The organism is Anaeromicrobium sediminis, from assembly GCF_002270055.1.
Lineage (GTDB): Bacteria > Bacillota > Clostridia > Peptostreptococcales > Thermotaleaceae > Anaeromicrobium > Anaeromicrobium sediminis.
In genome coordinates, this window is the sequence record NZ_NIBG01000040.1 from 1 (window position 1) to 13,751 (window position 13,751).

14 protein-coding genes, 1 pseudogene and 1 riboswitch are annotated in these 13,751 nt (G+C 29.7%); of the genes and pseudogenes, 4 read left to right on the top strand and 11 right to left on the bottom strand.

From position 1 onward, the window contains the following. Positions 1–240 precede the first annotated feature (240 nt). The 4 genes and pseudogenes from CCE28_RS21350 to CCE28_RS23120 form a co-directional block, all read right to left on the bottom strand. Positions 241–762, bottom strand: a complete 522-nt coding sequence (locus tag CCE28_RS21350; protein ID WP_095136214.1) for a cysteine hydrolase family protein — start codon at positions 760–762, stop codon at positions 241–243. Positions 763–1,181: 419 nt separating this feature from the next. Continuing rightward, positions 1,182–1,496 carry a tyrosine-type recombinase/integrase gene (locus CCE28_RS21355; protein WP_176461969.1) on the bottom strand — a complete coding sequence of 105 codons (315 nt, stop codon included), beginning with the start codon at positions 1,494–1,496 and terminating at the stop codon, positions 1,182–1,184. A 7-nt stretch (positions 1,497–1,503) separates the two neighbouring features. Beyond that, a complete protein-coding gene (locus CCE28_RS21360; protein WP_095136218.1) occupies positions 1,504–2,883 on the bottom strand; it encodes a Na+/H+ antiporter NhaC family protein in 1,380 nt (459 codons plus the stop codon). Positions 2,884–3,191: 308 nt separating this feature from the next. Continuing rightward, positions 3,192–3,356 (bottom strand): annotated as a pseudogene (locus CCE28_RS23120) (rolling circle replication-associated protein); the annotation flags it as partial. A gap of 191 nt (positions 3,357–3,547) precedes the next feature. Between CCE28_RS23120 and CCE28_RS21365 the strand changes: the two are divergent. Both CCE28_RS21365 and CCE28_RS21370 read left to right on the top strand, forming a co-directional pair. Further along, on the top strand, positions 3,548–4,021 hold the full coding sequence (locus tag CCE28_RS21365; RefSeq protein WP_095136220.1) for a hypothetical protein: 474 nt from the start codon (positions 3,548–3,550) through the stop codon (positions 4,019–4,021). Positions 4,022–4,048: 27 nt separating this feature from the next. Beyond that, the gene (locus CCE28_RS21370) at positions 4,049–4,570 is read left to right on the top strand and encodes a MerR family transcriptional regulator (protein WP_095136222.1); all 522 of its coding nucleotides are present in this window, start codon (positions 4,049–4,051) and stop codon (positions 4,568–4,570) included. A 418-nt stretch (positions 4,571–4,988) separates the two neighbouring features. On the opposite strand, the gene CCE28_RS21375 is transcribed toward CCE28_RS21370, so the two are convergent. The 6 genes from CCE28_RS21375 to CCE28_RS21405 form a co-directional block, all read right to left on the bottom strand. After that, a complete protein-coding gene (locus CCE28_RS21375) occupies positions 4,989–5,843 on the bottom strand; it encodes a GNAT family N-acetyltransferase (protein ID WP_095136224.1) in 855 nt (284 codons plus the stop codon). A gap of 122 nt (positions 5,844–5,965) precedes the next feature. Beyond that, on the bottom strand, positions 5,966–6,610 hold the full coding sequence (locus tag CCE28_RS21380; RefSeq protein WP_095136226.1) for a hypothetical protein: 645 nt from the start codon (positions 6,608–6,610) through the stop codon (positions 5,966–5,968). Positions 6,611–7,200: 590 nt separating this feature from the next. Next, positions 7,201–7,746, bottom strand: coding sequence for an HD domain-containing protein (locus tag CCE28_RS21385; protein ID WP_095136238.1), 546 nt, complete (start codon positions 7,744–7,746; stop codon positions 7,201–7,203). Between the two features lie 70 nt (positions 7,747–7,816). Then, a riboswitch (purine riboswitch) is annotated at positions 7,817–7,916 on the bottom strand. A gap of 516 nt (positions 7,917–8,432) precedes the next feature. Continuing rightward, positions 8,433–8,933, bottom strand: coding sequence for a hypothetical protein (locus tag CCE28_RS21395; protein WP_095136230.1), 501 nt, complete (start codon positions 8,931–8,933; stop codon positions 8,433–8,435). 193 nt (positions 8,934–9,126) lie between these two features. After that, complete coding sequence (locus CCE28_RS21400; protein ID WP_095136232.1) at positions 9,127–9,609, bottom strand: GNAT family N-acetyltransferase; 483 nt, start codon at positions 9,607–9,609, stop codon at positions 9,127–9,129. 142 nt (positions 9,610–9,751) lie between these two features. Continuing rightward, the gene (locus tag CCE28_RS21405; RefSeq protein WP_141228410.1) at positions 9,752–11,032 is read right to left on the bottom strand and encodes a hypothetical protein; all 1,281 of its coding nucleotides are present in this window, start codon (positions 11,030–11,032) and stop codon (positions 9,752–9,754) included. A gap of 158 nt (positions 11,033–11,190) precedes the next feature. Here CCE28_RS21405 and CCE28_RS21410 point away from each other — a divergent pair, with 158 nt between their 5' ends. Further along, positions 11,191–12,132 carry a hypothetical protein gene (locus CCE28_RS21410; RefSeq protein ID WP_095136236.1) on the top strand — a complete coding sequence of 314 codons (942 nt, stop codon included), beginning with the start codon at positions 11,191–11,193 and terminating at the stop codon, positions 12,130–12,132. A gap of 24 nt (positions 12,133–12,156) precedes the next feature. On the opposite strand, the gene CCE28_RS21415 is transcribed toward CCE28_RS21410, so the two are convergent. Then, positions 12,157–13,173: a LacI family DNA-binding transcriptional regulator gene (locus CCE28_RS21415; RefSeq protein WP_207652949.1), complete on the bottom strand. Its 1,017-nt coding sequence runs from the start codon at positions 13,171–13,173 to the stop codon at positions 12,157–12,159. A 226-nt stretch (positions 13,174–13,399) separates the two neighbouring features. On the opposite strand from CCE28_RS21415, the gene CCE28_RS22825 reads away from it, so the two are divergent. Continuing rightward, complete coding sequence (locus CCE28_RS22825) at positions 13,400–13,528, top strand: hypothetical protein (protein WP_278277635.1); 129 nt, start codon at positions 13,400–13,402, stop codon at positions 13,526–13,528. Positions 13,529–13,751: the final 223 nt, after the last annotated feature.

The window sequence follows — 13,751 nt, forward strand, 5'->3', positions numbered from 1 at the left end:
GAACGCATAATGTAGATAATCGTCAGCTGATTATTCCACCTAACGTTCAACTATGTTGCGACGTTCCACATGGTTTTCGTGGAATGTCTGAAAATAGTATGTTATCTGCAGTAGCTCCCGAAGTAGTACTCTATAACCCGCCTCTCACTAAGTAACTCTATAATACTACGCAATGTCAGAAAGATACAACAAAACTAATTATAAAATTATGTTACATCAAATCTACAAATTGAAATTTAACTATTTCATTCTTTTAAGTGTTTCATCCAGTGAAATACATTCTGCATATCTACAATTCCACATAAACTCATTGTAGTATTTGTAACTTTGCTCTGAAGACATAAACTTATTATTAACTGTTGTATTTGCATACGCTGGAACTATAATATTAAATCCATGTTCATATCCACATTTTATAGTAGCATCAATACAATAATCTGTTTGAAGCCCTACAATAATTATATCTTTTTCACCTTTATCTATTAAATGTTCTAATAAACCAGTCCCTTTAAAAGCACTATTAACCTCTTTATCAAATATTTTTTCTTCACTCATTGGTTGAAATTTTTCATATATTTCAAATCCATCAGTTCCTTTTGTTAATTTACTTCCTATACCATCATCATGACGTACATATATTACTTCAATATTATTTGCCCTCGCCTCATGTATTATTTTTTTAACATTAGATACAAATATATCAAATTTATATAAATTTTCGTTTGTTATTAATTTTTGTGTATCAACCACTAATAAAACCATTTTTCTCTCTCCTTCCAATTACTATTTATTAAGTTATTTTACATCTTTTATATGTCCAATTGTTCTACTATTGTATTATATATTTTTTGTTTTCTTTTTAATATCTTGCTATTGTAGATAACTACTCATTTCACGAACCAGTTTCGCTTTTTATCCATATGTGGTGGTGTTTGCGTACTGATTCGGGAATATTGGCTTATCTTTAAACCACAAGCTTTTATATTCAAGAATACTACCATTTTATACCAAAATTAATTTTAATTCAATCTATTATATCTTTGAAGTGTTTAGCCAAAAACCTTACTATCTAAAATGCTAGATACTTCTTCTTGGTCTTCTTTAAATAAATGCGTATATATATATAATGTAGTTGATATATTGATGTGTCCAAGTCTTTCTTGCATGACTTTAGTCTTTACTCATGCTTTATACATAATATTAGCATTTGTATGTCTCAAATCATGAAACCTTATATTCTTAACTTCTTTTCTTTCTCTAAGTTCCGTATATCTACGAGCAAATGAACTTGGATTAAATCTCTCACCGTTTCGACTCAATACGACATAGTCATGTTCATTAGCTTGTTGTTTTTCTTTTTCTTCCTTTAATATGGACAATAATGAATCTGATACTAAAAGTATTCTATTAGACTTCTCTGCCTTAACCGTATCCACTTTAACTTTTCTATTAGCACATACTAAAGATTTATTAATCACTAATATTAAGTTAATCAAATGTAATTTAAATTTTATTTGTGATGCCTAAATTTTCCATAGTTACTTCTGTATATCCAAATACAATTGTGACTACAGGTGATATATAGCATAGTATTGCATAAATCCCATATTCTGACACTGTAATCCCTGTAATAGTTGTAATAATAATTGCTGTTATGTTCCAGGGGATTAATGGAGGTATTGAAACTCCCGTATCAATAATTGTTCTTGCTAAAATTGGCTTATCTATTTTCATCGCATCATACTTTTTTTGTAGTACCTTTCCAAGTAATATTATTCCTACAGTTTGGTCGGTAGTAATAAAAGTCAAGATTGCACTCAAAAATGAAGTCTGTCTAATTAATAATCCAGTAGTTTTAATTTTGTTTAGCATATCTTTAATAAGTGGGTAAATAATGTTACACCCTTCAAATAGACTACTTAAAATTACAGCACCAATAATGATTAAGCATATTTCTATCATTGAAAAGATACCACCACCTGACAATATTTCATTTAGTCCATTCATACCCGTTGTGGCTTCATATCCGTAGAAAATTGATTTCATTAGAGAAAGAAAGCTCATTTTTTGAGAAAATATACTAATCATACTACCCAATATTAAGCCAAGACTTAGGTTAGATATAGTATTAGAACCTAATAAGGATAGAAAGATAACTGCTATTGGTAATAACAGTAGTAGTGGAGAAGTATAGAATGAACGAGCAATATTTTCTTGATAGCTGTTTACTACTATAGGACTTATGTTAGCTATAAATTTTTCTCCTAACAAATAATAAATAACAAAACAAATAACAATTATTGGAATCAAGGTTTTGGATATAGTGCCTAAGGATTCCTTATATTTAACACCAGTTGTTTTCATTGTCAGGTTCAAAAGACCAGATACAGGGGAAATTTTATCTGCAACAAAAGAACCAGAGATTATGGCTCCTAATAATACAGGTTCAGGTATTAAAGCTCCTTTTCCCATTCCCAATAGTGCTATTCCTACTGTACTTAGTGTCCCTAATGGTGTACCCATCACAATAGAAGTAATGGTAGATATGATAAAACAAATTAGCAAATAATTAGTACCATCAATAAATTTTAATCCATAATATATCATTGTTGCTATAATCCCCGAAGACATCCAAACGGAAATTACTGCACCTATAATTAGTATAATAGATATGATTGTGCTACACTCTTTTAAACCCTCAAACCCTATATTTAATAAAAGACCCAGTTTAAATCCTTTTGTTACTAATAGACCTATAGTTAGTAATATAGAAAACAAGAATCCATAGAGTAGCGATAATTTTAAAAATATACATGACATTATAGATAACATACTTGAAATTACTACTATATATCTAAAGTTATTCGATATAGAATCATTCATGATTATCCCTCCAAATAAGTTATTAGTTTTGTTAACAAATAAAAAAACCACACAGGTAGAGTGTACCTGTATGGGTATAAAATTTCAGAACTTACATTTCCCATCACCACAGATACACTCGCCTACAAATACTCATAGACTTGTATCTATGGGGATATATTCCCATAAAACAAGCCTTTAATGGTGGTGCTGATGATGGATTAACATTGCTCTAAGCACAACTGTAAAACTCATAATAAAGTCTCCTTTATATATTTTCTGAATATTCTAACACATTTTTATTCTTAAGTCAATGTTCTTAGAATGTATTATATGTGAACTTGTACCCTTCCACTCTTTTGAACTTCTGGAACACACACGTACTCTAATACATTCTTATTTACATTGTATAGGCTATAAGACAAACGTTTATTAAAGAGAGTAAAGCAAGCATTAGCCTCCTTTAAATCCGTTATATGTTCAGCAAAAGTTAATGTTAAAAACTTGGGTAGTTCTTCATTTCCTAAGTAGTCTAAATGACTATTATCCTATTTAAAATTGAAATAACTTACCGAAAACTCACTTACACAACTTTTTAATCTCCTATAAATTGAAGAATTTAATAATTACCCTTGACCTGACTATAGCTTTATACTTTACACTCTTCTGTAAAAGGAGTGATTGTATGTCAAATGATCAAAGAAGAATAGTAAGGACTTATCAACAGACTCTACACGGAGATAGAAAGAAAATCTTTTCACTGTTGTGTCCTGTTCGTGAAAAAGAATGGTTACAGGGATGGAATTATGATATGGTATACTCCAAGAGTGGCTATGCTGAAAAAGGGTGTGTATTTCAGACAAATAATGAATTTGGAAGTTTTCAATGGGTAATGACCAAGTATGATATTGAGAAATTTGAAATTCAGTTTGTAAAATTCATTCAGAATAAAATGGTGGTAATGATAGATATTGATTTGATAGATGGAGAGGCAGACTCAGTTTACTGTAACATTCAGTATACATTTACTGCACTAAATGATGAAGTCATAAATAATATGCATGAAGAAAATAAAACCGAACACTTTAATAAACATATGAAGTTATGGGAGGATTCATTAAATTATTTCCTAAAAACTAGGAAGATGTTTGTATATTAAAAAATTCTAGAGAGGGGGTGAGGGCTTATGTACACGATCAGAGATTTGGTTCAAGAGTTCAAGCTTTCAAGAAGTACCATCCTTTATTATGATAAGTTAGGACTTCTTAAGCCCTCTGAGAGAGCAGAAAATAACTATAGACTTTATAGTGATGAGGATTTGGAAAAACTAAGGAATATTGTCATGTATCGAGAAGCAGGTATTTCTTTAAAGGAAATCTCAAAACTTTTAAATATTGACAAAACGCAAGTCTCTGACATATTAATCCATCGATTGAAACGGATTCAAAATAATATATCAGCCCTTAAGAAGCAGGAAAAGATGGCACTTGAATTCTTAAAGGAGGAAGTCTTAATAAGCAATAAGGCACTGTTTGATAATCACACATGGACAGAGCTATTGTCGAGTTTGGGCTTTAATGAAGAGGACTTAATCCTTTGGCATCAGGAGTTCGAAAAGAATTCACCAGAGGACCATGAAGCGTTTTTGAAAGCTATTGGTATGAGTAATACCCATATTAAGAAACTTAGGATGCAGCTTATTAAGTAATACTAAATTCACAGTAAAAAAATAATGGCGGTAATCTTCCCAACATTATTTTTTATTCTTTTTGGTGGGTAAGAAATATATGTTACTAGAGTTATTTTTACCAGTTATTTATCATATTGTGGCTGGTTTGTTATAAAATTGATTTTGGATATTTGATTAAATAAAGAATAACCTTGTTGGTTTTTCTCTATTTAATCTCTCTATTTATATTATTTAAAGTTAAAACAACTTATTAAAAACCCACTAACATATGTTAGTGGGCACTGACCCTATTCATCATTTTTCTCGATTCAACCAAGCTTTTTTGTATTAAGCAAAGTATCTATTATTTCTAAATTAAAGTTCTTCGTTTATTTATTATCTAATCAAATGCAACCTATCCATATTTTATAAGTGATAATCCATTTCACGAAAAAATTTATAATTTTGAAATCATTTCATATTGACTAATAATATATTCAAATCCTAACTCGAGTAAAAATTCTTTCGTAGATTTAGACTTGTCGTCTACATTAAGAACAGAAACCCTAGATGATTCTGTATTTTTTAGCAAATATGTAAGGATACTTCTTGCAATTCCTTTACGTCTATAATTCTTATTTACTGCTATGTGAGGAATATCTCCTGTTTTCTTATGTATAATGCCATAGCCCACAATGGTATCGTCAAAACGTATAATAGAATGTATAAATGTATCTGATGCAGTGTTGATTGAATCAATAGAATTTTGCCAAGATGGTGTGAAATCCCAAAATTCCGCTAGTCCTTTCCAATTAGTTGAATTAATTCTATCCACATGCTCAACGTTGTAGGTTGTCATTGGCTTATATTTATTCTTATCTAACTGAAAGCATGCTAAATTTCTTATAACCTCAAATCCTTGTTTTTTGTAAAGTTCAATTGCAGATGTATTGGATTGAATTACTTCAAGTAAATATTGCTCCACTTTTTTTTCTTTAATCATTTCTTTAACACTTAAAAGCATAGCACTTGTTATTCCTTGTTTCCTATACTCACCTATAACACCTGTACCTATGTCATACACAGTTGGATTTCCATTCCAGTTTCTAAATCCATTTAATACAAATCCCACTAGCTCCTCATTTTTAAATGCACCTATCGAAAGGCATGAAACATAACCTCTTCTTTTAAGCATTTGTTGAAACTTCCAAAGGGGCAAATCGATTTTAACTTGATAATCAGAAAATGCACTTACGAATGTTTCATGTAGAATTTCAATACTTATATTTTCAAGGGTTTTATAAGTAAACATATTTATCTCCCCCTGCCTTTAGTTATACTAAAGTACTTTCTTGGCGTATTTTCAACTATTGTATAATACATATTCTATCTATTGTCTCAGATCAATAAATAATCATTTACCTTTAATTTTATTTAATCTATCCAAATATCGTAATAATCCGAGTTCTCTTCATACCAATAATCAGAGTAATTTTTAACATAGTCACCAAAGAAAATTTTTAAAAATTCATTAGGATCATTCTTAATAAGCCACTTATCATTAACTTTTACAAATTCCAACTCGTAGTCATAGACTATGCGTGCCCCTTTTTCCGATTTTATCTGTTTAATAAAAGCCTCGTTCCATATTTTCCTTGTAGTTTCTGGTTCTATACTAAAATCTGGTGTTCCATCACTTTTAGTAGTTTTATTCCATGTGATTTGAGTAGCAACATTACTCAATTCTCTCGTAAATGGCATATTAATGTTTAGTACAGCTTTTATCTCTGTACCTGATTCTTCAAATGATTCTAGCCGATAATTTGTCGCTTCAAAAACTACTTTCATATTTTCATCTGATCTATAATTTTTTAGATTATCAGCATTAGCAACAAATATTTCAGATAAAGTATTATAGTCTTGAGCTCTCAAAGAGTTAATAACACTTGCCACAACTTCATATTCATTAATTTTATCAACATCTTCTTGATTTACATAACTTCTATGATCGATAATTCTATGATCGGTACACCCTATACACAGTAAAGCAATTAATACAATAAAAACAATTTTTTTCATATATATCTCCCTTAATTCCACTTTTATTTTTCTCGTGGATTTAAATATTGGTTCTTTAATACTAATCGAACTTTCCTATAACTACTTTTTTTCTTAACCTCATTCACTTTTTCCCTACATGTGGTGGCGTTTGCATACTGCTTCGGGAATATTTGCTTATCTTCAAATCACAAGTTTATATATTACATGATATTACCATTTTATACCAATATTCCATTTCATTCAATCGGGAATACTCTTTGAACTTTTTAGCTAAACACTTTACTATGTAAAATACTAGATACTTCTTCCTCATCTTCCCTGACTAAATGAGTATATTTTTCTTTTAGTATAGTAAGTGAAGATCAATAATCTTATGGCACATATTGAAGGCTTATCCCATAAGATCTGTTCAACTGAAAATTAGTTAGGTGTAAAAATGCCCATTTCAAAAAAAGGAGCATGTGGAGACACTATTATGTTATATGGTGTTGAGAATGATTTTTTACTACTTCTTAGATGACCGTGCGTTTGCTAGCAAAAGTTCAAAATGGTTTATTCTATTTTTTGCACCATTCCCTCATAATTATAAAATTAAACTTCGCAGACAATTATATTTTTTTAATTATTGCCTCAATACTCTCAATAAATTCATTCTTAACTTCCTCCATCATTCTAAAAGAAAGGTCATATTGTCTTGTCAAAGTAAGATTATTTATCCCATAATTATTTAGAAGTACTTCCATTTCATAATTAAGCATAGCATCATCAATTTCTTCTACCATTAGTAGCTCTTCATCTGTTAAATCATCAATGTTATATGCCTTAAATATTGCATTTTGGAGCCTTTCTTCTATTTCTAGATATTCATTCAATAGTTTTTTAACTGGTCTAGTAACATCTGATATATATGCTTCAGATGCATCATGAAGTAAGCATGCAAGTTGAATTTTTTCTGATAATCCCCTATTCTTGGCCTCATAGGCACAATTGATAGAATGTTGAGCCACACTATAAAAATGTGAATAATGGCCATTTGCCCTACATAGCATCGAAAGTGCATGTGCAATATCCATAGTATTAACTTCTTCAACCTTTGGATCCACAGGCCAAAATTTCCTTTTTGAATATGTGCTAATAAAATTCCCTCTTCTCATTATTTCTATTCTCCCTTCAAAATATTGTGTAATAATAGCAAATAAAAAATTCCTGCTTACAAAGAAAATACGCATAGCGTATCCTCTTCGTAAGCAGGAATTATTGGTCCCCGGTAGATACCCCCATACCATATTAATGGAGTTATACGAAGTTATATCAATTTATTTCATTTTCTATTTTAAATTGGCTACTTAATTATAACGGCATAGAAAGACCTTGTCAATTCAAATAATTTCTTTTTATAACACTTCTTTTATTTCTAATACCTTAACGATTTAATTCAGTAATAATAAAAACTAGTAATGCAAAAGCAAAGGAATGTACACCGTAAAATAACCACTTTTTAGTAATAAATGAATCAGCAGTGCTTATAATAATTGTACATAGTACAATAGCTATAATAAAACGAAAAATTATAGCTCTAGGCAAAATACGCTCCTTTATGTGATAACGATCATCTATTATTAAAAAAATTTTCAAATTCAACAATACAATCCCTAGAAAAACTAGTACCAAAAAAATTCACCTTTCTCTCTTTAAATTTAAAAAGCTGCGCCATAACATGTAGCATAACTGATAATAACTATACAACATCTGATTAGTTTGTCATAAATAAAACAAGTAAAAAAATGGTATTTATAAATAGTATAATCATTAAATTGATAGAATAAAACTTATATTTTATTTAGTCATTCATACCAAAATGTAGTAAATAAATTTCCTTTTCCGTTTTAAAAATGTAATCCTCATTATTCAAATAATCAAAATTATGTCGTATGAACTCTTCATCTTCCTCACCAAATGAATAAACTTCATAATTAATTCCATTAAAAAAATCATCTATTAAAAATAACATTGTTCTTTTTATATACGAGATGTCGTTTTTGTATAAAGAATTAAACCAATAATCTAAACTTGAAGATATTATCTTTCTCCAGTCACATATTTTAATAAAATGTAAATTAAATTCTTCTACCAACTCATCATAACCACTATAAAAGTCAGGATATCCATCCGTTTCCCACATATTAATAAAATACTGCTTAAAACTTAAAAGCATATCATCCGATAGACCTATTCGGCTAAAACTAAAGTCAAAGGCCACAGGGCTATTTTTTATTGAACATATGTCTGCACACGCCTGCAAATATCCAACAATTTGACCATATTGGGTGTTTTTATCCATTTACACTACCAACTTTCTTTAATATTTTAATCTTTCAGAATCTATAAAACTCAAAGTTTATCTAGTTCTCATTTTTTAATAATTGCTTTAATATATAAAATCTATTTACTATATTATGTACATTAAAGTAATTGTTATAAATATAATTTATATAAAGACAGATTCAAATAAGTTAGTAGTCATCTTAAGAATATTAAGTATTATATCTTCCCATATATTCCATATAAATAAATTCATCTTTACCTTTAAAAGTATTTTTTATATACTTATTTTTAATTTCAAAACCAATACTTTTATAACAATTAATTGCTCTTTTATTAAAACTTCTCACCTCTAATCCTATTGTATAATTGGGCAATCTTTTTTTAGATTCTTCAATTAATACTTCCATTACCTTCCTTCCGTAACCCTGTCCACACCAGGAAGGCTTTAAGCCAACACCAATAACTGCTTTTTCCTCATATAATACGATTCTCCCATATGCAATTAACTCATTATTAAGTAATATTGCAAGAAACTCGGCCTCTCTTTTATCCTTTATGGATAAATCCCATCTATTTTCTACTACTACATTCCAATCTGAAAAATCGTATACTGAGTAATCTCCTTCGTATCTCCAACTACAAATTTCTTTAGCATAATCTTCATTTAATACTGTTAGAATATATTTTTCCATCAATATCACCTCATAAATAATCGGTAAATCTTCTACACTTTATATACAAGTGTAATCCACCTAAAAAGCTAGGGTTCAGTACCCTAGCTTATACTATTTCTATGAAATTTTCTTCTAACCTTCTAATGATAAAATATTTCATCTATCTAAAAAACAGACCTTTTCTCTTTCTTGGATTTCTTTGACTTCTTGGATTAGAAACTTGTACTTCCATCTCTTTTAATTTCCTTCTCAATCCCTCTACTTCTTGTTTTAATAGTAAAATTTCCTTTTCATATCCTTCGTGCTCATCTTCTATAATCTTTACATCTTTATCATTTACTATTAAAAATGATTTGGTTCCATCGTCTTCTTCAATATCCTCTTCAATATCCTCTTTAGTATCTATAATAGCATCTTTTTTTTTTACATTTACTTTAAATGCATCTTCTACCTTTGAAAACCCTAAGAAAGAAAAGTGTGGGTAATCCTTACCAAAGGCGTGGTTAAGAGTATAACTACCCAGGTTATTGCTCTTATATTCATATCTATAGAACCTATCCTGATGGGTATCTTTCCATTCATATGGTCCATCCCAAGTTAATCCATTATCCTTAGAATAGGCACTAACTACTTTATCATACTCAGTCCAAACATTCCAAAGCTTTCCTTCTTCTAATATTAGGGTTGGGTGCATGGCGGTTCCTATATTAGATACTAATTCTTCTGCTTCTTTTTCTAAAGTATCTAACTTATATTTTTCAAATTTAATTATTAAATTATCATCTACATATTTTGAGTAAGTAACATATAAACTTTCATCATCTACTAACGTATCTAAACATAATTTATCACTTTTATCATTTGTAATTTTTATTTTCTCACTCCACTTTTCCTCTTTAAAATCAAACTCTTGTACAAATACCTCTTCATATTCTCCATCCACATCATAGAAGAACAACATTATTTTCTCATTCCTTTTTATGATACTGAAAGGATTAAGTAGAGTTTTTCTAGTTACCTCACCTATTTTAACACTTTTCCACTTTTTATCATAATAATGATGGTATAGGCCATATTTATGTTCCTTTTCATTTTCAAAGGTACAATAAATTATATTCAAGTGTTTTTCATGGATTAGTAGATTCAAATTAAATAGGTCAAATCCATCTACATTTCCTAAACTATCCTTTGACCAAGTATCTTTTTCATACTTAGCTATTATTATTTCTTTATCTCTTTTTTGATATATGGTATATAAGTTATCATCTTCATCTATGTTTGCATCAAATTCTAATAATACACCTTTATCTAGTATTATATTTTCATGCTCTTTATCCTTTGAAAATTTACTGTAGCACATATTTGTGTTATTCCAATAAATATTATGAACATTATTTTTTTTATCTGTTAATAGTATGCTTCTTTCATTCACAAAGGACATAACTTCACCATCCTTAATATATATTCCTTTTATTATAATATTAAAATTATTTAAAATATATGACATTAAATTTCCCTATTTGTAACAGAAATTTTTATTCAGAATATAATAATATTGACAACAAGATTTATGAATATTAAGAAAGGGGGTAACAATATATGACTAAATCAGCACCATTAACTCTTGCACTTTCAGATAAATGTTGTGAGGGGCATACTGGATGCGAGTTTGATGGAACATTAAAGAGAGTTTGTGCTGAGTCTGTATATCTTCAAAAAGTATATGATGCAACTCTATTTAATTTACAAGGACTTAAAAATGCAGCTGGTCACCATTTTAAACCTTATCTAGGTGATGATGTTAGAATCATTAGAGTATTAGACATAAGATGTAAAAAGGTGTTTAATCCTTGCAATATAAATGATCCTAAAAACTTAAACGTAAATCTTAATACTACAGTCTCAGGCGCTTCCTTTGTTGAAAATGAACATGGTCCTATTAAAGTAGTAGGTCCTGATGGTAGAAGATCTGAGTTTATCCTTTATACAGACACAAGTGAATGTGACGATGAACATAAAGGGACTCCAATTTTCGGTACTCAAATTATAAAGATTACTGGTGACGTGTTAGTAGAAATAGATGTGGTTTATTCTGATGATTGTGACTGTGAATGTACTGCCACTCTAAAGGGTGAAATTCCAATAGGAACTGACTGTGATCCACTTGTTCTAACTAATTTCTTTGAACTATGTATGCCATCAGTATTTAATTCAGCTTTCTTACCAAGATTTACAGAGTTTTGTAACGTAGGATGCGAAGCTAGATTGGCTACTAATAGTGTTTCTAGAGACATAATAATAGACCCATGTACGGGCTGCATTAAAGTTAACCTTATAATTGCAATTTGTGTTACATGCGAAAAGAAAATAATTGTTCCAGTTCAACTTTGTGTATTATCAACTGGTTTCCCATGCTTAAAGCCTAATAGAGACCCAATTTGCTCTGCATTCCCACAGCTTTTCCCAGATAATATAAACAACCATTGTAAACCTTGTAGACCTCGTGCTACTGCAGAATCTGTTGATGAAGAACCCATCTAACAAAGAAAACCTTCTTTAGAAAAACTAAAGAAGGTTTTTTAATGATCTTATGGAACCCTTAAACTTAATTGCAGAATTCATTACTATGTTTTTATATTCACTAACACGATTATCTATTTTTTCCGAAACCACTTCCCCTACTAACCTGCCCATTTCAAAAGCATCATGTGTTATGGTTGTTATCTGAGGGTGTATTAACTGAGGTACACTTAGTTCTCCAAAGGACCCTAAGGATATGTCCCTTGGTATATTTAGATTCATTTCTTTAATGGCTATTATAGCTCCTTCTGCCATTTTATTGTTAGTTGCAAAAATCATTGTAGGTAAGTTCTTCCTATTTTTAATTATCATATTTTTAACTTCCTTATACGATTTCTCCATAATAAAATCACCACATACAGAATATTTAGGGTTAAATGGAATATCATAGTCTTCTAAAGCCTTTCTGAAGGCTTCATACCTTTCTCTTGCAGTACTTACTCTCATAAGACCATTTATTATTCCTATCTTTTTATGTCCTCTTTTTATGGCATATTCAATAAGCTTATAACTTGCTTCAAAATTATCTATAACTATGGAGTCAGTCTCTACAAAAGGTAAATGCCTATCTATTAGAACGATTTTCATTCCCTTTTTGAGTAAACCATTAATTCTATAAGAGTCGTTAATAGTTGGAATTAGCAATATATATTCAACCCTTTTTTCATTTAGTGCATTTAATAAGTCCATTTCTCGTTCAGTATTTTCATTGCTACTACAAAATATCAAATTATATCCTAACTTACTAACTACACGCTCTACCCCTTTAGCAATTTCCATATAGTAGGGATTTGATATATCTGGCACAACCATGCCTATCATATAAGTCCTATTTACCTTTAGGCTCCTGGCTATAGCATTTGGTCTATAACCTAGTTCTCTTATGGCATCCATAACCTTTTTCTTAGTTTTATCACTTACAGGATAATTGCCATTCATTACCCTAGATACGGTGGCTATGGATACGCCAGCCTTTTTAGCCACGTCTTTTATTGTTATCATCCATATCCCTTCATTTCTACTTATTGTCTTTAATATATATTACCATAATATTTAAAATTTTAATATATCTTTAATGTTTTAAATGGATGTAAAATTCAATTATAAAAACAAGAAGCCATAATATGTAACATATACCCTCTATATTGCATACTTTGTATTAGGGAAAGAGATAAGACCAATTAATAATATGTAAGATATACATAATGAGAAAAGGAGGTGTTTAATAATGTGTATTGGTGGTCCTGTTGGTGGAGTATTTGACGGATGTGATAGCAGCTTACTATTCTTCTTCTTACTTCTTGTTATCTTATTCTGTAACTGTGGACTTTTTGGAGGCTACGGTGGCGGTTGCTAGAATAAAAAACGAATTGGGTATTTTACCCAATTCCATATACATAATTATTCACCTCAAAACTATTAAACCATTACAAATTATCAAATCAGCCATCTTAAGCACCTCTTTAGAAGACCAAGTTCTATCTTGGTCTTTTGTACTTAATATCCCTGCTAAATTATTAATACTATTGAAATCTCTAATCTATAAAAAAAGAAGACTCAAGGGCATTAACCCTTGAGTC

Excerpts from the sequence above, each read along its gene's own strand:
- CCE28_RS21405 (WP_141228410.1), bottom strand. The coding sequence starts at position 11,032 with ATGTCCTTTGTGAATGAAAGAAGCATACTATTAACAGATAAAAAAAAT.
- CCE28_RS21370 (WP_095136222.1), top strand. The coding sequence starts at position 4,049 with ATGTACACGATCAGAGATTTGGTTCAAGAGTTCAAGCTTTCAAGAAGT.
- CCE28_RS21415 (WP_207652949.1), bottom strand. The coding sequence starts at position 13,173 with ATGATAACAATAAAAGACGTGGCTAAAAAGGCTGGCGTATCCATAGCC.
- CCE28_RS21375 (WP_095136224.1), bottom strand. The coding sequence starts at position 5,843 with ATGTTTACTTATAAAACCCTTGAAAATATAAGTATTGAAATTCTACAT.
- CCE28_RS21380 (WP_095136226.1), bottom strand. The coding sequence starts at position 6,610 with ATGAAAAAAATTGTTTTTATTGTATTAATTGCTTTACTGTGTATAGGG.
- CCE28_RS21365 (WP_095136220.1), top strand. The coding sequence starts at position 3,548 with ATGTCAAATGATCAAAGAAGAATAGTAAGGACTTATCAACAGACTCTA.
- CCE28_RS21360 (WP_095136218.1), bottom strand. The coding sequence starts at position 2,883 with ATGAATGATTCTATATCGAATAACTTTAGATATATAGTAGTAATTTCA.
- CCE28_RS21400 (WP_095136232.1), bottom strand. The coding sequence starts at position 9,609 with ATGGAAAAATATATTCTAACAGTATTAAATGAAGATTATGCTAAAGAA.
- CCE28_RS21395 (WP_095136230.1), bottom strand. The coding sequence starts at position 8,933 with ATGGATAAAAACACCCAATATGGTCAAATTGTTGGATATTTGCAGGCG.
- CCE28_RS21350 (WP_095136214.1), bottom strand. The coding sequence starts at position 762 with ATGGTTTTATTAGTGGTTGATACACAAAAATTAATAACAAACGAAAAT.
- CCE28_RS21410 (WP_095136236.1), top strand. The coding sequence starts at position 11,191 with ATGACTAAATCAGCACCATTAACTCTTGCACTTTCAGATAAATGTTGT.
- CCE28_RS22825 (WP_278277635.1), top strand. The coding sequence starts at position 13,400 with ATGTGTATTGGTGGTCCTGTTGGTGGAGTATTTGACGGATGTGATAGC.
- CCE28_RS21385 (WP_095136238.1), bottom strand. The coding sequence starts at position 7,746 with ATGAGAAGAGGGAATTTTATTAGCACATATTCAAAAAGGAAATTTTGG.